Source organism: Stenotrophomonas sp. 10N36 (assembly GCF_056395005.1).
Genome location: NZ_JBFTIS010000018.1, coordinates 39232 through 55269, shown reverse-complemented (window position 1 = coordinate 55269; position 16038 = coordinate 39232). Strand labels below are relative to the sequence as shown.

The window sequence follows — 16038 nt, the reverse complement described above, 5'->3', positions numbered from 1 at the left end:
GCCCGAGGCGCGGCGGTCAGTAATGCGCACCGTTGATCTCCCCGTACTGGCGCAGCACGGCGCGCGCGGCGTCGCGTTCAATGTCGCGCACCACCTCGATGCCGCGCTTGTTGAGTTCACCGACCCAGTCGGCCGGCAGCGGGCCTTCATCGAACGCCGTGAGTTCTTCCACGTCCTGCGCGCTGGCCCCGATCAGCAGCCGGTCGATGCCGGCCCAGATGGTGGCGCCGTAGCACTGGCAGCAAGGCTGCGACGAGGTGGCCAGAGTGATCGGGCTCAGCACGTCGTTCAGGCGCGGGGTCTGCAGGCGCTGCTGGGCCAGCATGTAGGCCATGTTTTCGGCATGGGCCAGCGAGGTGCTGTGCGGCACCACGCGGTTGACGCCGGCGGCGATGACGCGGTGGTCCGGGCCGAACACCACCGCGCCGAACGGGCCGCCGGTTTCCGCCTCGACATTCAGGCGCGACAGCTCGATCGCCAGGGCGACCTTGGCGGCATCGTCGGGATACACACGGGCCAGGTCGATCTGGTCGTGGATCCAGGCGGGCAGGGTGAGGTGGACTTGCGCGTACAGCATCGGGACGTAGGCCTCTTCAAAGGTGGAGCAGCGGCAGTGTATCGGGCCGCTCGGGGGGATGCCGTGCCCGCGCTGAACACGGTCACGTGAAAAAGGGGGCGAGGGCTGTGATCAGGGTGGGAGGGACGCATCCAATTCGCGCAGCTGGCGGCGATACCGTGCCACCGCGACCTGCTGGTTCGGGTCGCCATCGTTGGCTTGGATGAACGCGTGCATCGCTTGCCGGTAGTCCTGCTCGAACGCGGCATTACTGGGGCTGAAACGGTACTTCCGCTCGGCGACCTCCACGACCTCGCGTGCCGCCAACCGTTGCCGGGCCTGCCCGTGCGCCGACGACTCGGTAAGGATCACGATGTTGCGTGGGTAGCCGGGTACGTACATCAGTTCGAACACCTGGTTTACACCCGGCACCTGGATCTCGTTGCGCAGCGGCCACAGGGAGACGGTGTGGGTGAATAGCGTTGTCTCTACATCCCGGCCGTCGCGGGTATGCACGATGGCTTCGTAGCGCCAGATGGACTGCTCGTTGAGGCGGGAGCTGGTTTCCTCGCTGCGCACGATCACCCCGGTGCCCCGCTCGCCCACGGCGTTGAGGAACGCCGCATTGACCATCTGGCCGGCGACGATGTTGAACGTGCCGAGCAGGAACGCGGCGACCAGCCACAGCAGGTTTTCGCGCCACCAGACCAGCAGGCCACCCAGCAACAGGCACACTGGGAAGCTCAGGAAAGGATGCTGGCTGAAGAAATACAGCACCGCCGACAACACACCCATCGCTTCCTCCTTGAGATGCTGCCGTCTGGCAGCAGCATCGTTGTGCGCCGGTCAGGTCGACCAGGTATCGCGCAGGGTCACGCTGCGGTTGAACACCGGCGTGGCGGAGGTGTGGTCGCGGCGGTCGGCGACGAAATAGCCGGTGCGCTCGAACTGGAACGACTGCTCCGGCGTGGCGCTGGCCGCGGCCGGCTCGACATAGCCGGTGACGGTGCGACGCGAGTCGAGGTTGAGGTAGTCGCGGTAGGTCTTGCCGTCGGTTTCATCGTCCGGGTTGGGCACCGAGAACAGGCGGTCGTACAGACGGATCTCGGCCGCCACGGCATGCACCGCGCTGACCCAGTGGATGGTGCCCTTGACCTTGCGGTTGGCGCCTTCCATGCCCGGGCGCGATTCCGGGTCCAGCCAGCCACGCAGCTCGGTGATGGTGCCCTCGGCGTCCTTGATGACCTCATCGCAGCGGATGATGCCGGCGCCGCGCAGCCGCACTTCGCCGCCCGGCACCAGGCGCTTCCAGCCCTTGGGCGGGATCTCGGCGAAGTCCTCGCGCTCGATCCACAGTTCGCGTGCGAACGGCACCTCGCGGGTACCAAACGCCTCGTCCTTGGGGTGGTTGGAGAAGGTCAGCGTTTCGGCGTGGCCTTCCGGCAGGTTGGTCAGCACCAGCTTGACCGGGTCGACCACGGCCATGCGGCGCGGCGCGGCGCTGTCCAGGTCTTCGCGCAGCGCGCCTTCAAGCACGCTGAAATCGATCATCGAATTCTGCTTGCTGATACCCACGCGCTCGGCGAACAGGCGCATCGCCGCCGGGGTGTAGCCGCGGCGACGCAGGCCCTGCAGGGTCGGCATGCGCGGGTCTTCCCAGCCGTCCACCAGCTGTTCGGTGACCAGCGCCATCAGCTTGCGCTTGCTCATCACCGTGTAGTTGATGTTCAACCGCGAGAACTCGATCTGGCGCGGCTTGGCCGCCTCACGCGGCAGGCCGCGCTCGACCAGCGGTGCGGTCAGTGCGTCGTCGTGGGCGAAGTCGACGTTGTCCACGCACCAGTCGTACAGCGGGCGGTGGTCTTCGAATTCCAGCGTGCACAACGAATGGGTGATGCCTTCGAGCGCATCACCCAGCGCGTGCGCGAAGTCGTACATCGGGTAGATCGGCCAGGCGTTGCCGGTGTTCTGGTGCTCGACGTGCTTGATGCGGTACAGCGCCGGATCGCGCAGGTTGATGTTGCCGCTGGCCATGTCCATTTTCGCGCGCACGGTGCGGGCACCGTCCGGGAACTCACCGGCGCGCATGCGCGCGAACAGGTCCAGGTTTTCGTCCACGCTGCGCTCGCGGTACGGCGAGGGGCGGCCCGGCTCGGTCAGGGTGCCGCGGTAGGCGCGCACTTCCTCGGCCGACAGGTCGCACACGTAGGCCTTGCCGTCGCGGATCAGCTTCTGGGCGGCCAGGTAGTAGGCATCGAAGTAGTCCGAGGCGTGGCGCAGTTCGTTCCACTCAAAGCCCAGCCAGCGCACGTCGTCCTGGATGGCGGCCACATACTCGGGGTCTTCCTTGGCCGGGTTGGTGTCGTCGAAGCGCAGGTTGCACACGCCGCCGAACTCGCCGGCGATGCCGAAGTTCAGGCAGATCGACTTGGCATGGCCGATGTGCAGGTAGCCGTTGGGCTCGGGCGGGAAGCGGGTCTTGATCGCGGCATGCTTGCCCGCGGCCAGGTCCTCACGGACGATCTGACGGATGAAATCCCGCTTTTCATGGGCTTCCGGAAGGGCGTCGGTGGGGGCGGCAGTAGGCTCGGACATGGTGCGCGGTCGCAGTCTAAAAGGCAGAAAGACCAACAGTTTAGCCTGTCGCAAGGCGACAGGCTAAACGGGTAGGTGCCGACCGTTGGTCGGCACACCTCTCGCAGGCCGGCTCCCCATGACCCAGGAAAGACCAGGTAGGTGCCGACCGTTGGTCGGCACGCCTTTCGCAGGCCGGCTCCGGACAATGCAGGCAGTCCGCGGAGCCGGCCAGCGGCCGGCACTACCCGTGCGCAGCCGGCGACGCCGGGCGTTTCCCCACACCGTTCCGGCAGGTGAAGTGCGTGGGTGGGCACGCCTTCAGCCCCCGGGGGTATGCTGGGGCCATCCCCGCCGGAGCCCGCCCATGCACGTGATCTACCAGGCCGACAACCTGTTTGACGCCCATCTGGTCAAGCATGCGCTGGAGGATGCGGGGATCCCCGCGTTCGTGTTCGGCGAGTCATTGCTGGGCGGGATGGGCGAGCTGCCGCTGTTCGGGGTGCTGCGGGTGTGCGTGCCGGACCTGGCCCGCCCGGAGGCCGAGGGCATCGTGGCCGGGCTCGACTTGGGTGGCGCCCCGGACGACCCCATATTCGACGGTGACGAAAGCGCCGGCCTGTTGCCGGCCTAGGAGACCGCCATGTTGGGAATTGCCAAGGGCCTGTTGGGCATCGGTGCGTTCAAGCAGCGCCTGCCGCGCCCGGACGAGGCGCTGCCGGGCCGGGACCAGCCGCTGCCGCTGCACAACCAGCATTACGTCAACAGCCACCCGCTCAAGGACGGTTTCGCCGGCCTGCAGCGTATCCGCGTGGCGATGGGCTGTTTCTGGGGCGCCGAGCGCAAGTTCTGGACGCTGCCGGGCGTGTACGCCACCTCGGTGGGCTATGCCGGCGGTTCCACTCCGAACCCGACCTACGAAGAGGTCTGTTCCGGCATGACCGGGCACACCGAGATCGTGGAGGTGGTGTTCGACCCGGCCATCATCTCGCTGGGCCAGGTGCTGCAGGTGTTCTGGGAGAACCATGACCCCACCCAGGGCATGCGCCAGGGCAACGACACCGGCACCCAGTACCGCTCGGCCATCCACGCCACCAGCCAGGCCCAGTTCGATGCGGCCCTCGTCAGCCGCGACGCGTACCAGCAGCGTCTGGAGGACGCCGGGCTGGGCGCGATCACCACCGAGATCGTGTTCCCGGCACCGACGTACTTCTACGCCGAGGACTATCACCAGCAGTACCTGGCCAAGAACCCGAACGGGTACTGCGGGATCGGCGGTACGGGGGTGAGCTGCCCGATTGGTGTGGATGCGTGAGCGATGCGGTAGAGCCGACCGTTGGTCGGCTGCTCCCACGTCACTGCAACGGCAGCCGACCAACGGTCGGCTCTACCCCGGTTGTTGAGGGTTGAGAAACCAAAAGGCCCCGCAGTGCGGGGCCTTTTGTCGTCCACACACCGGCGCGCTTACAGGCGTTCGCGGATCGTCTGGCGCAGCGCTTCCAGGTCCTTGGCGAATGCGTCGATTCCGGTGGCCAGCTTCTCGGTGGCCATCGGGTCGGCGGCCAGGTCGGCCGCAAAACGGGCTGCGTCGATCGCCGTCACCTGCACCGGTTCGGCTGCACCGGCCACCAGCTTGCGCGGCAGCGCACCGTGGTCGGCGTCCAGCTTCTCCAGCAGGTCCGGCGAAATGGTCAGCCGATCGCAGCCGGCCAGCGCCTCGATCTGCGCGGTCGAACGGAACGATGCGCCCATCACCACCGTCGGCGAACCGCGGCGCTTGAACTCGGCGTACACCCCGCGCACGAACACCACGCCCGGGTCGGCATCGATGTCGGCCGGGGCCTGCCCGTTGGCCACGTACCAGTCCAGGATGCGACCGACGAACGGCGAAATCAGGAACGCGCCCGCTTCGCTGCAGGCCAGCGCCTGGGTCGGGTTGAAGATCAGCGTCAGGTTGCAGTCGATGCCTTCGGCCTGCAGCACCCGCGCCGCTTCCACGCCTGCCCACGTCGCTGCGATCTTGATCAGCACCTTGCTGCGCGGCACGCCGGCGGCGTCGTACATGGCAATGAACTGGCGCGCCTTGGCCACCGTCGCGGCGGTGTCGTGGGCCTGGTCGGCGTCCACCTCGGTGGACACCCGGCCCGGCACCAGCGAACTCAACAGCGTGCCCACGCCCACCGTGAGGCGGTCGGCCACGGCGTGCACGATGGTCTCGCGCTCGCCGGCCTGCTCGCGGCCCCAGGCCAGTTCGCGCTCGATCAGGTCCGCATACACCGGCAGGTCCAGCGCTTTCTTCACCAGGGTCGGGTTGGTCGTGCAGTCGACCGGCTTCAGGCGCTTGATCGCCTCATAGTCGCCGGTATCGGCTACCACGACGGACAGATCACGCAGCTGGCTGAGCTTGGACGGAGAAACGGTGTTCATTGCGACTCCTGGTACGAAAACGGGAACCTGCGCGGCGGCAGGAAGGTCAGGCGTGGGGCTGGTTATGGACGGCGGTCACGCGCAGGCGCAGTTTGCGGCCACCCGGGGCGTCCCAATCCATGGTCTGGCCGACCGACAGGCCCAGCAGGGCGGTACCCACCGGCGCAAGGATGGACACCTTGCCCTGTTCAACATCGGCTTCGCGCGGATAGACCAGCGTCAGCACGTGCTTTTCGTTCTGCAGCTCATCTTCGCATTCCACGCGCGAATGCATCATGACGGTGCCGTCGGGAATCTGGTCCGGCGCCACCACCGTGGCACGGTTGAGCTCCTTGGCCAGGGCCACGGCGGCCGGGGTCTGGCTGACGGCGGGGGATTCAAGCATGGCGTCCAGACGATCCATGTCGTGGCTGGAAACGATGATCGACGGGGGAAGTCCGCTGGAAGTGGACATGTAAAGCTCCTTGCGAGTAATGATGGCCCATGCAAAAGGCGGCGCCTGCTGGCGCCGCCTGGGTTCTATTGTGCTGCCTATCGAAGACGGATGCGACCCGTGCGGCGCAGGGACCGATGCAGCCGGTTCATCCGGCCTGTCAGGCGTTGCCGCGCGCTGTCAGGGGCACGCCGGAATCGGCGTTGTCCAAGGTGAACAGTTCCTGCGGCAGGCGTTTGAACTGCTGCGCCAGCTGCTGCAGGAAACCGGTCATCGCCGAACTGCGCCGCCATGCCATCGCGATGCGGCGGCTGGGCCGATCATCGCCCTGGAAATCGAGCAGGCGGATGTTTTCCGAGCGCGGCACCGGCGGCTTCACTGACAAGGTCGGCAACAGCGTGATGCCCACGTCGGCCGCGACCATCTGGCGCAGCGTCTCCAGGCTGGTGGCGCGGAACTCGGACTTCTCATTGGCGCCGAACAGCCGGCACACCGCCAGCGCCTGGTCGCGCAGGCAGTGCCCGTCTTCCAGCAGCAGCAGCTTCTGGGTGGACAGCTCCTGCACATCCAGGTGGTGCCGGCGCGCCAGCGGGTGCTGCCCGGAGACGGCCAGCAGGAACGGTTCTTCGAACAGGAATTCGGCGTGCAGCTGGTCGTCGTCCAGCGGCAGCGCCAGCAATGCGGCGTCCAGCTTGCCTTCGCGCAGCCGCGCCAGCAGCTCGTCGCTCTTTTCTTCCACCAGCAGCAGCTCCAGCTGCGGGAAGCGTTCGCGGATGTTGGGAATCACATGCGGCAGCAGGTACGGGCCCAGCGTGGGGAAAATGCCCAGGCGCACCGTCCCGGCTTCGGGATCGCGGCTGCGCCGTGCGGCTTCTTTCAGCTGCTCGACCTCGGCCACGATGGTGCGCGCACGCGCCGCCGCTTCCACCCCGGCGGGGGTCAGCATCACTTTGCGTGGAGCACGTTCGACCAGGGGCAGGCCCAGTTCGTCCTCCAGCTTGCGGATCTGGGTGGACAGGGTGGGCTGGCTGACGAAGCACGCCGCCGCGGCGCGGCCGAAGTGCCGGTGGTCGGCCAGCGCCACCAGGTATTTCAGATCACGTAGGTTCATTTCCTTGGACCTCTAAGCGGTAATGGACCGGGTGACGGCGTGGCTTACCCAGCAGGTGGGTCCCGGCGAACCGGGACCCTGACGTTTCAGGCAGCTTCGGCGACAGCGCCGCTGCTCTTGGGAACGGATGTGCGGATCAGGTGATCAAAAGCACTCAGTGCGGCGGTCGAACCGGCGCCCATCGCGATGATGATCTGCTTGTACGGAACGGTAGTGCAATCGCCTGCCGCGAACACGCCGGGCACGCTGGTCTGGCCACGGTCGTCGATCACGATCTCGCCACGCGGCGACAACGCCACCGCGCCCTTCAACCACTCGGTGTTGGGCAGCAACCCGATCTGCACGAAGATGCCTTCGAGTTCGATCCGGTGCGCATCGCCACCGATGCGGTCCTTGTAGACCAGCCCGGTCACCTTCTGGCCATCGCCCAGCACTTCCTGGGTGAGGGCGCTGGTGATGATGGTGACGTTGCCCAGGCTGCGCAGTTTCTTCTGCAACACTTCATCGGCCCGGAGTTTGTCATCAAATTCCAGAAGGGTCACATGCGACACCAGGCCAGCGAGGTCGATCGCCGCTTCCACGCCCGAGTTGCCGCCGCCCACCACCGCCACGCGCTTGCCCTTGAACAGCGGGCCATCGCAATGCGGGCAGTACGCCACGCCCTTGTTGCGGTACTGGTCTTCGCCGGGCACGTTCATCTGGCGCCAGCGCGCACCGGTGGACAGGATCACCGTGCGCGACTTCAACACCGCGCCGTTCTCCAGCGTGATGCCCACCAGACCATCGTCGCCGGCCGGCGTCAGTGCCGTGCCGCGCTGCAGGTTCATGATGTCCACCTCGTACTCGCGCACGTGCTGTTCCAGCGCGGTGGCCAGCTTCGGGCCCTCGGTTTCCTTGACCGAAATGAAGTTCTCGATCGCCATGGTGTCCAGCACCTGGCCGCCGAAACGCTCGGCCGCCACGCCGGTACGGATGCCCTTGCGCGCGGCATAGATCGCCGCGGCCGCACCGGCCGGACCACCGCCGATCACCAGCACGTCGAAGGGTGCTTTGGCGGCGATCTTCTCGGCGTCGCGTTTGGCCGAACCGGTGTCCAGCTTGGCCACGATCTGCTCGAGGGTCATGCGGCCCTGGTCGAACATTTCGCCGTTGAGGTAGACGGTGGGCACCGACATGATCTGGCGCGCCTCAACCTCGGCCGGGAACAGGCCGCCGTCGATCGCCACGTGCTGGATGCGCGGGTTGAGCACCGCGGCCAGGTTCAGTGCCTGCACCACGTCCGGGCAGTTCTGGCAGGACAGCGAGAAGTAGGTTTCGAACTTGAGCTCGCCTTCCAGCCCCTGCACCTGCTCGATCAGCTCGGCGGTGGCCTTGGACGGGTGACCGCCCACCTGCAGCAGGGCCAGCACCAGCGAGGTGAACTCGTGGCCCATCGGCAGCCCGGCGAACGCCAGGTGGATGTCCTGGCCCGGGGTGGTCAGCGCGAACGACGGGGTGCGCTCGCTGCTGTCGCGGCGCACGTCCAGGGTGATCTTGTCCGACAGCGCGACCAGCGTGTTCAGCAGCTCCAGCATCTCCTGCGACTTGGCGCCGTCATCCGCATGCGCCGTAATCTGGATCGGGCGGGTGACACGTTCCAGGTAGGTCTTCAGCTGGGACTGGAGGTTGGCATCCAACATCGAAAAACTCCTTGATTCAGGCAAGCAGACGGCGTCGACGAACCCCGTGGGTGCATCTGCGCGACATGGGGGTGAACCCAAGCCGGCGCGTGCGCACCGGCTTGGGTTCACCCCCATTCCCGTCGAGCGGGAATGGGGATGGGAAACGACTTAGATCTTGCCGACCAGGTCCAGCGACGGGGTCAGGGTCTTTTCGCCTTCCTTCCACTTGGCCGGGCACACCTGGTTCGGGTTGGCGGCGGTGAACTGGGCAGCCTTCAGCTTGCGCAGGGTCTCGGAGACGTCACGGCCGATCTCGTTGGAGTGGATCTCCAGGGTCTTGATCACGCCTTCCGGGTTGATGATGAAGGTGCCGCGCAGGGCCAGGCCTTCTTCTTCGATGTGCACGCCGAAGGCGCGGGTCAGCTGGTGGGTCGGGTCGCCGACCAGCGGGAACTGGGCCTTGCCGACGGCCGGCGAGGTTTCGTGCCACACCTTGTGCGAGAAGTGGGTGTCGGTGGTGACGATGTACACCTCGGCACCGGCCTTCTGGAACTCGGCGTAATGGTCGGCGGCGTCTTCAATCTCGGTCGGGCAGTTGAAGGTGAACGCGGCCGGCATGAAGATCAGCACGGACCACTGGCCCTTCAGGGTGCTGTCGGAAACCTTGATGAACTCGCCGTTCTGGTAGGCGTTGGCTTCGAACGGCTTGATCTGCGTATTGATGAGCGACATTGATGTTCCTCTTGGTGAAGGGGGTGGGTGAAGCGACCAACACAGGTTAGCGGCTCCGTTCCCATAAGGACAATGCATTGATTGCATCTATACGATAGTCACAGACTATCAATATGGGCTGATCGTGCGATGAATGTCATACCCTGTTTCGCCCGAAAGCGTTGCAGCGCAATGACATTCGGGCTGAATGGGGTAATCGGCGCAATAGCCGCTCCTTATTCCTGCGCGCGGTTGGCTGAACGAAACCGACCGGCAGACCCGCGCTCGCCGCGTATTGACGATAGATCCGCTCAACCGAATATTGGTTCGCACATTGCTGCAATCAATGCCGGGGCGCGGCCACGGCCGGTCTTCGGCCGTCCTGGGGTCCTGGCCCGGTGCACTACACTGCGCCCCCGCCCATTGCCCGACCTGCCCGATGACCGCCGCTCCCCGTGACCTGCGCCAGCTGCTTGCCGATGCCGCCACGGCCCTGCCCGGGGTGGAGGGCCGGCATGAAGCCGAGCTGTTGCTGTTGCATGTCCTGGGCAAGCCGCGCAGCTGGCTGTTCGCGCACGCCACCGACCCGGTCGAGACGGGCGATGTGGCGGCGTTTCACGCGTTGCTGGCCCGGCGCGTGGCCGGCGAACCGGTGGCCTACCTGCTGGGCCATCGCGGCTTCTGGACGCTGGACCTGGCGGTGAGCCCGGCCACCCTGATCCCGCGGCCGGAAACCGAGCTGCTGGTGGAACTGGCGCTGGCCCGGCTGCCGGTCGACACCGCGCTGGCCGTGGCCGACCTGGGCACCGGCAGCGGGGCGATCGCGCTGGCGCTGGCCAGCGAGCGCCCGCAGGCCGACGTGACCGCCACCGATCTCAGCGCCGCCGCCTTGGACATGGCGCGCGGCAATGCGGCGCGCAACGGGCTGGCGCGCGTGCGGTTCGTGCAGGGGGCCTGGTTCGCGCCGCTGCAGGGCATGCGCTTCGATCTGATTGCCAGCAACCCGCCGTACATCGCCAGCAACGACCCGCACCTGCAGCAGGGCGACCTGCGCCACGAGCCGGCGACGGCGCTGGCCTCGGGCATCGACGGCCTGGACGACATCCGTCTGATCGTCGCCGATGCCGGTGCGCACCTGCTGCCCGGTGGCTGGCTGCTGATCGAACACGGCTGGGACCAGGGCGCGGCGATCCGCGCGCTGTTTGAACACGCCGGTTTCGAGCAGGTGCACACCGAGCGCGACCTTGAACAACGCGACCGGGTGACGCGCGGCTGTCTGCCGGGCGTGCGCTGACGCTGCCTGAAACATCGCGCGGGTAGAATGGCGATTCACTTGAAAGGAAGCGCCATGACCACTGCCAGCCCCTCTGTTTCCCACGCGCAGCTGCAGTCCCACGAGTTCCTGGCCGACATGGTCCAGGATGAATACTTCCCGCCGGCACTGGTGGCCCAAGGCCAGCAGATCCTGCTGCGCCTGTGCGAACGCATCGAACGCGAACGCCCGGCCGACGGCGCCGCGCTGATGGCGCTCACCCATGCCGCCACGCTGGAGTTCAACGTGCTCGGCGAAGCGTTCGAAGCGCAGGACAGCGAGCTGGAAACCGCTGCCCGCGAGAACATCGGTGCCGATTTCGAGCTGATCGCGCGCAGCTACGGGTTCGATGTGGATGTTGATGATCTGACCAGCCCGCGCGAGTGGTGAACCCGCTCGTCCGCGCCTGTGCCCAACAACGGAGTTCTGTCATGCGTACGCTGTATCCCGCCATCACCCCTTACGACGTCGGCACGCTGAAGGTCGACGATCGCCACACGCTGTATTTCGAACAGTGCGGCAACCCCGACGGCAAGCCGGTGGTGATGCTGCACGGTGGTCCCGGTGGCGGCTGCAGTGAAAAAATGCGCCAGTTCCACGACCCGGCCAAGTACCGGATCATCCTGTTCGACCAGCGCGGTGCCGGGCGTTCCACCCCGCATGCCGACCTGGTGGACAACACCACCTGGGACCTGGTGGCCGACATCGAGAAACTGCGCGAGCACCTGAAGGTGGAGCGCTGGCAGGTGTTCGGCGGCAGCTGGGGTTCGACCCTGGCGCTGGCGTATGCGGAAACCCATCCGCAGCGCGTGACCGAACTGGTGCTGCGCGGCATCTTCATGCTGCGTCGCTGGGAGCTGGAATGGTTCTACCAGGAAGGCGCCAACCGCCTGTTCCCGGATGCGTGGGAGCACTACCTCAAGCCGATTCCGGACGTGGAGCGCCACGACCTGATTTCGGCCTTCCACCGCCGCCTCACCAGCGATGACGAGGCTACCCGCCTGGCCGCCGCCAAGGCGTGGAGCGTGTGGGAAGGGGCCACCAGCTTCCTGCATGTGGACGCGGACTTCGTGGACAGCCACCAGGACGCGCAGTTCGCGCTGGCGTTTGCGCGCATCGAGAACCATTACTTCGTCAACGGTGGTTTCTTCGAAGTGGAAGAGCAGCTGCTGCGCGACGTGCACCGCATTGCCGACATCCCCGGCGTGATCGTGCATGGCCGCTATGACGTGGTGTGCCCGTTGCAGAACGCGTGGGAACTGCACAAGGCCTGGCCGAAATCGACGCTGGAAATCAGCCCGGCGTCGGGCCATTCGGCGTTCGAAGCGGAAAACGTGGACGCCCTGGTGCGCGCCACGGATCGTTTCGCCGGTTGAATCGACGCGTGCCGACCAACGGTCGGCACCTACCGGTGTTTCGCCGCGGGCAGGTCGCGACACCGGGTGGGCCACAACCCAGGGTGGGCCGCGACCGTTGGTCGTGGCACGTGGTCCATGCGTGCCGATGCGCCGTGCCGACCAACGGTCGGCACCTACCGATACTTCGCCGCGGGCAGGTCGCGACCCCGGGTGGGCCACGACCGTTGGTCGTGGCACGTGGTCAATGCGTGCCGATGTGCCGTGCCGACCAACGGTCGGCACCTACCGGTGTTTCGCCGCGGGCGGGTTGCGAGCCCGGGTAGGCCACGACCGTTGGTCGTGGCACGTGGTCCACGCGTGCCGATGCGCCGTGCCGACCAACGGTCGGCACCTACCGATGCTTCGCCGCGGGCAGGTCGCGACCCCGGGTAGGCCACGACCGTTGGTCGTGGCACGTGGTCCATGCGTACCGATGTGCCGTGCCGACCAACGGTCGGCACCTACCGGTGTTTCGCCGCGGGCGGGTCGCGACCCCGGGTAGGCCACGACCGTTGGTCGTGGCACGTGGTCCATGCGTGCCGATGTGCCGTGCCGACCAACGGTCGGCACCTACCGGTGTTTCGCCGCGGGCAGGTCGCGACCCCGGGTAGGCCACGACCGTTGGTCGTGGCACGTGGTCCATGCGTGCCGATGCGCTGTGCCGACCAACGGTCGGCACCTACCAGTTGCCGGCCAGCAATGCGTCGGCCAATACCTTCATCTTCGGTGAGGCCTGCCGCGATGGCGGGTACACCAGCGACAACGCACGGCTGCGGCCTTCGAACGGCTGCAGTACGCGTTGCAGCCGCCCCGCGGCGAGCGCGTCGGCCACCGCGAAATCCATCACCTGCACGATGCCCACCCCGGCCAGCGCGCCTTCCACCAGCGGGTCGCCGCTGTCAAACACCATTCGCGCCGGTGGGGTGAATTCACGCAGGCCATCGCCCTCGCGGAACTGCCAGTCCACCAGTCGCCCGCTGCGCAGGTTGCGCACCGCCAGGCAGGTGTGGTCCTGCAGGGCATCCACGCTGACCGGTGCACCGTGCCGGGCCAGGTAGTCCGGCGAGGCCACGGTGACCCAATGCAACGGCCGCAGCGGCCGCGCCACCATCCGCACGTCGCTGATCGGCCCGGTGCGCAGGGCGGCGTCGAAGCCTTCCTCCACCAGATCCACCAGCCGGTCGTTGAGCACCAGCTCGAACTGCAGCTGCGGGTGCGCCGCCATCAACTGCCCGGCCAGGGGCACCAGCACCTTGCGCCCGAACATCGACGGCGCGGTCAGCTTCAGTACGCCCGACGGCGTGCAGGGCCGGTCCCCGAGCCGACGCTCGGCGTCGTCCAGCCCGGACAGCAGCGGGGCGCAGTGGTCCACGAACTGGCGGCCGTCAGGGGTCAGGCTGACATTGCGCGTGTTGCGGTGGAGCAGGCGCACGCCCAGGGTGCCTTCCAGCCGGCTGATCGCCCGCGACAACCCCGACTGGCTGATGCCGAGCTGGCCGGCGGCCACGGTGAAACTGCGGGCGTCGGCAACCTGCACCAGCATGCGCACGGCATTGAGATCCATGGCGGGCTCCGATTGATGCAAAAATGCATGACAGAAATCGAAGTATCCGGGTTTCTTTGTGTGGCGTCATCAATGAGACTGCCCGCCTTCCCCACGCACCGACCGGCATGACCCACTCCCCGCATTCCTTCCCGCCCCGGCTGGCGTTGACCCTGTTGGCCATGGCCCAGCTGATCATCGCGCTGGACGCCACCATCATCTTCGTCGCCCTGCATGAGATGGGCGTGCAGCTGCAGATCAACGCGCAGCAGCTGCAGTGGATCGTCAGCGGCTACACGGTGGCGTTCGGCGGCTGCCTGCTGCTGGGCGGGCGCGCGGCCGACCTGCTCGGTCGGCGCCGCATCTACCGGCTGGGCATGGGGCTGTTCGCGCTGGCCTCGCTGGTCGGTGGTTTCAGCACCAGCGCGTGGCTGCTGATCGGCGCGCGCGCGGTGCAGGGCATCGGTGCGGCGTTGCTGTTCCCGGCCACGCTGGCGCTGATCAACACGCTGTACGCCGAAGGCGCCCCGCGCAACCGCGCGCTGGCGATCTGGTCGATGGCCAGTGCGGGCGGGTTGGCGCTGGGCACGCTGCTGGGCGGCGTGCTCACCCAGAGCTTTGGTTGGTCGTCGGTGCTGCTGGTGATCGTGCCCTTCGCCAGTGCCTGCGCACTGCTGGGCGGCTGGTGGCTGCCGCGCGATCCCGCACCGCAGGTGGGGCGCTCGTTCGACCTGGCCGGCTGCTTCACCGTCACCCTGGGCGGCAGCCTGCTGGTCACCACCCTGGTGCAGGGCCCGGAGTGGGGCTGGCTGGCACCGCGCACGCTGGGGTGCCTGGTGGTGTCGGCGCTGCTGCTGGTCGCCTTCGTGCAGATCGAACAGCGCAGCCGCGACCCGCTGATGCAGTTCGCGTTGCTGCGCCTGCGCAGCATGCGTGCGGCGATGCTGCTGACCTTGTTGTTCATGAGCAGCTTCGGCGTGCAGTACTACTTCCTGGCGCTGTATTTCCAGGACGGCTATGGCTGGACCGCGCTGCAGGCCGGCCTGGCGTTCCTGCCGCCCACGCTGGTGTGCACCTTCGGCATCAAGATCACCGAACGCATGCTCACCCGGCGCTCGCCGCGGCAGGTGCTGGCGCTGGGCATGGCCGCCGGTGCGGTCGGCGTCACCGCGGTGGCGATTGCGCTGCCGTTCGGGGCCACGTACTGGGCACTGCTGCCGGGCATCGTGGTGCTGAGCATCGGCCAGGGCATGAGCTGGACGGCGATGTGGATCGTGGCGGGGCAGGGCGTGCCGGCCGCGCAGCAGGGCGTGGCCTCGGGCATGGCCGCCACCGCACAGCAGATCGGCGGCGCGCTGGGCCTGGCGGTGCTGGTGATGCTGGCCAATGCCGGCCGCGGCGCGGGTGCGGCCGGCACCAGCCCGGAAGCGCTGCAGGGCCTGGTCAACGCGCAGTACGGCGCGGCGGTGTTCGCGCTGCTCGGGGTGGGCGTGGCGCTGTGGTTGCGGCCACAGCCACAGCCGGACGACGCGGCCCTGCAAGCGGCCTGCGCCACCGAACGGTAGGCGCCGACCGTTGGTCGGTGCGCCGGGTGCCTCTACCATCGCGGTTTGCCCGGACGCCCCCGCCATGACCGAATTGCTTACCCTGACCCAGACCCTGGAGGCCATCGCCGCGTGCAGTGACGATGGCCAGGTATGGGAGCGTCACGCCTGGGTGCATGCAAGCGACGGCGACGCACGCCAGGCCCGCTTCTGGCTGGCCGGCCATGACGCCGAGGACGAGGAGGATGCCGACGGCGTGCATCCGTTCGCGGCCGCGCACGGGCTGACCCACTACCTGGAGGGCGCCACGTTCGCCGATGTGCTCAGCGTGCAGAAGCGGCAGCAGCCGTTCTCGACCGTGGACGACTACGCCCGCGCGCTGGACCATTACAGCGAAGAGGATGCGTTCCTGGAACGCCCGGGATTGTCGATGGCCTACGGCGATGCGCCGCAGGAGGAGCTGGCCCGTGCGCGCGCCGAAGGGCTGTCGCCCGGGCTGTATGCCGCCTTCGACCTGACCTTGGAGACGGTTGAGCCGGCGCAGCGCAAAGCGGCGGCCAGCCTGGTGGCCGAGATACAGGCGCTATCGGTGGGCGAGGCGCTGGCGCAGGTGCGTGCACTGCCGCTGGCGGTGGCCTGCAACATCGATCGCGCGGCAAGCGATCACCTGCAGGCCCGCTTCGCGGCGATCGGGCTGGCGCTGCAGGTCACCGGCTACCGTTCGTTCCCATGGCAACCCACGAGGTAGAGCCGACCGTTGGTCGGCTGC

16 protein-coding genes are annotated in these 16038 nt (G+C 67.4%); 7 read left to right on the top strand and 9 right to left on the bottom strand.

Annotated features, from left to right (window positions below; genetic code table 11):
- Positions 1 to 16 precede the first annotated feature (16 nt).
- From AC1DCJ_RS16505 to AC1DCJ_RS16495, 3 genes are all read right to left on the bottom strand, one after another.
- Positions 17 to 577 (bottom strand): nucleoside deaminase, encoded by a 561-nt coding sequence (locus AC1DCJ_RS16505; RefSeq protein ID WP_137190993.1) that lies wholly within the window; start codon positions 575 to 577, stop codon positions 17 to 19.
- Between the two features lie 111 nt (positions 578 to 688).
- Complete coding sequence (locus tag AC1DCJ_RS16500) at positions 689 to 1351, bottom strand: hypothetical protein (protein WP_478071413.1); 663 nt, start codon at positions 1349 to 1351, stop codon at positions 689 to 691.
- A 51-nt stretch (positions 1352 to 1402) separates the two neighbouring features.
- A complete protein-coding gene (locus AC1DCJ_RS16495; RefSeq protein ID WP_478071412.1) occupies positions 1403 to 3151 on the bottom strand; it encodes a glutamine--tRNA ligase/YqeY domain fusion protein in 1749 nt (582 codons plus the stop codon).
- Positions 3152 to 3497: 346 nt separating this feature from the next.
- On the opposite strand from AC1DCJ_RS16495, the gene AC1DCJ_RS16490 reads away from it, so the two are divergent.
- Positions 3498 to 3764 carry a putative signal transducing protein gene (locus AC1DCJ_RS16490; RefSeq protein ID WP_038690397.1) on the top strand — a complete coding sequence of 89 codons (267 nt, stop codon included), beginning with the start codon at positions 3498 to 3500 and terminating at the stop codon, positions 3762 to 3764.
- A 30-nt stretch (positions 3765 to 3794) separates the two neighbouring features.
- Entirely contained in the window at positions 3795 to 4445 is a 651-nt protein-coding gene (gene msrA, locus AC1DCJ_RS16485) for a peptide-methionine (S)-S-oxide reductase MsrA (protein ID WP_478071428.1), read from the top strand.
- A 149-nt stretch (positions 4446 to 4594) separates the two neighbouring features.
- Here msrA and AC1DCJ_RS16480 read toward each other — a convergent pair whose 3' ends face one another.
- From AC1DCJ_RS16480 to ahpC, 5 genes are all read right to left on the bottom strand, one after another.
- Complete coding sequence (locus AC1DCJ_RS16480; RefSeq protein ID WP_137190991.1) at positions 4595 to 5557, bottom strand: transaldolase; 963 nt, start codon at positions 5555 to 5557, stop codon at positions 4595 to 4597.
- Positions 5558 to 5603: 46 nt separating this feature from the next.
- Positions 5604 to 6011 (bottom strand): nucleoside diphosphate kinase regulator, encoded by a 408-nt coding sequence (gene rnk, locus AC1DCJ_RS16475; protein WP_038690393.1) that lies wholly within the window; start codon positions 6009 to 6011, stop codon positions 5604 to 5606.
- A gap of 139 nt (positions 6012 to 6150) precedes the next feature.
- Positions 6151 to 7101, bottom strand: coding sequence for a DNA-binding transcriptional regulator OxyR (gene oxyR / locus AC1DCJ_RS16470; protein ID WP_038690391.1), 951 nt, complete (start codon positions 7099 to 7101; stop codon positions 6151 to 6153).
- An 86-nt stretch (positions 7102 to 7187) separates the two neighbouring features.
- A complete protein-coding gene (ahpF, locus tag AC1DCJ_RS16465; protein ID WP_141059560.1) occupies positions 7188 to 8780 on the bottom strand; it encodes an alkyl hydroperoxide reductase subunit F in 1593 nt (530 codons plus the stop codon).
- Positions 8781 to 8930: 150 nt separating this feature from the next.
- The gene (gene ahpC, locus AC1DCJ_RS16460; protein ID WP_478071411.1) at positions 8931 to 9494 is read right to left on the bottom strand and encodes an alkyl hydroperoxide reductase subunit C; all 564 of its coding nucleotides are present in this window, start codon (positions 9492 to 9494) and stop codon (positions 8931 to 8933) included.
- A 418-nt stretch (positions 9495 to 9912) separates the two neighbouring features.
- Between ahpC and prmC the strand changes: the two genes are divergently transcribed.
- The 3 genes from prmC to pip are packed head-to-tail and all read left to right on the top strand — an operon-like array spanning position 9913 to position 12161.
- The gene (gene prmC / locus AC1DCJ_RS16455) at positions 9913 to 10767 is read left to right on the top strand and encodes a peptide chain release factor N(5)-glutamine methyltransferase (protein ID WP_478071410.1); all 855 of its coding nucleotides are present in this window, start codon (positions 9913 to 9915) and stop codon (positions 10765 to 10767) included.
- Between the two features lie 54 nt (positions 10768 to 10821).
- The gene (locus AC1DCJ_RS16450) at positions 10822 to 11175 is read left to right on the top strand and encodes a DUF5713 family protein (RefSeq protein ID WP_137190988.1); all 354 of its coding nucleotides are present in this window, start codon (positions 10822 to 10824) and stop codon (positions 11173 to 11175) included.
- Positions 11176 to 11216: 41 nt separating this feature from the next.
- On the top strand, positions 11217 to 12161 hold the full coding sequence (gene pip / locus AC1DCJ_RS16445; RefSeq protein ID WP_137190987.1) for a prolyl aminopeptidase: 945 nt from the start codon (positions 11217 to 11219) through the stop codon (positions 12159 to 12161).
- 700 nt (positions 12162 to 12861) lie between these two features.
- Here pip and AC1DCJ_RS16440 read toward each other — a convergent pair.
- Positions 12862 to 13746 (bottom strand): LysR family transcriptional regulator, encoded by an 885-nt coding sequence (locus tag AC1DCJ_RS16440; RefSeq protein WP_478071409.1) that lies wholly within the window; start codon positions 13744 to 13746, stop codon positions 12862 to 12864.
- Between the two features lie 107 nt (positions 13747 to 13853).
- Here AC1DCJ_RS16440 and AC1DCJ_RS16435 point away from each other — a divergent pair, with 107 nt between their 5' ends.
- Positions 13854 to 15290, top strand: a complete 1437-nt coding sequence (locus tag AC1DCJ_RS16435; RefSeq protein ID WP_478071408.1) for an MFS transporter — start codon at positions 13854 to 13856, stop codon at positions 15288 to 15290.
- A 64-nt stretch (positions 15291 to 15354) separates the two neighbouring features.
- Positions 15355 to 16017: a DUF7716 domain-containing protein gene (locus AC1DCJ_RS16430; RefSeq protein WP_428711766.1), complete on the top strand. Its 663-nt coding sequence runs from the start codon at positions 15355 to 15357 to the stop codon at positions 16015 to 16017.
- Positions 16018 to 16038 lie beyond the last annotated feature (21 nt).

Excerpts from the sequence above, each read along its gene's own strand:
- AC1DCJ_RS16505 (WP_137190993.1), bottom strand. The coding sequence starts at position 577 with ATGCTGTACGCGCAAGTCCACCTCACCCTGCCCGCCTGGATCCACGAC.
- AC1DCJ_RS16500 (WP_478071413.1), bottom strand. The coding sequence starts at position 1,351 with ATGGGTGTGTTGTCGGCGGTGCTGTATTTCTTCAGCCAGCATCCTTTC.
- AC1DCJ_RS16495 (WP_478071412.1), bottom strand. The coding sequence starts at position 3,151 with ATGTCCGAGCCTACTGCCGCCCCCACCGACGCCCTTCCGGAAGCCCAT.
- AC1DCJ_RS16490 (WP_038690397.1), top strand. The coding sequence starts at position 3,498 with ATGCACGTGATCTACCAGGCCGACAACCTGTTTGACGCCCATCTGGTC.
- AC1DCJ_RS16480 (WP_137190991.1), bottom strand. The coding sequence starts at position 5,557 with ATGAACACCGTTTCTCCGTCCAAGCTCAGCCAGCTGCGTGATCTGTCC.
- rnk (WP_038690393.1), bottom strand. The coding sequence starts at position 6,011 with ATGTCCACTTCCAGCGGACTTCCCCCGTCGATCATCGTTTCCAGCCAC.
- oxyR (WP_038690391.1), bottom strand. The coding sequence starts at position 7,101 with ATGAACCTACGTGATCTGAAATACCTGGTGGCGCTGGCCGACCACCGG.
- ahpF (WP_141059560.1), bottom strand. The coding sequence starts at position 8,780 with ATGTTGGATGCCAACCTCCAGTCCCAGCTGAAGACCTACCTGGAACGT.
- ahpC (WP_478071411.1), bottom strand. The coding sequence starts at position 9,494 with ATGTCGCTCATCAATACGCAGATCAAGCCGTTCGAAGCCAACGCCTAC.
- prmC (WP_478071410.1), top strand. The coding sequence starts at position 9,913 with ATGACCGCCGCTCCCCGTGACCTGCGCCAGCTGCTTGCCGATGCCGCC.
- AC1DCJ_RS16450 (WP_137190988.1), top strand. The coding sequence starts at position 10,822 with ATGACCACTGCCAGCCCCTCTGTTTCCCACGCGCAGCTGCAGTCCCAC.
- pip (WP_137190987.1), top strand. The coding sequence starts at position 11,217 with ATGCGTACGCTGTATCCCGCCATCACCCCTTACGACGTCGGCACGCTG.
- AC1DCJ_RS16440 (WP_478071409.1), bottom strand. The coding sequence starts at position 13,746 with ATGGATCTCAATGCCGTGCGCATGCTGGTGCAGGTTGCCGACGCCCGC.
- AC1DCJ_RS16435 (WP_478071408.1), top strand. The coding sequence starts at position 13,854 with ATGACCCACTCCCCGCATTCCTTCCCGCCCCGGCTGGCGTTGACCCTG.
- AC1DCJ_RS16430 (WP_428711766.1), top strand. The coding sequence starts at position 15,355 with ATGACCGAATTGCTTACCCTGACCCAGACCCTGGAGGCCATCGCCGCG.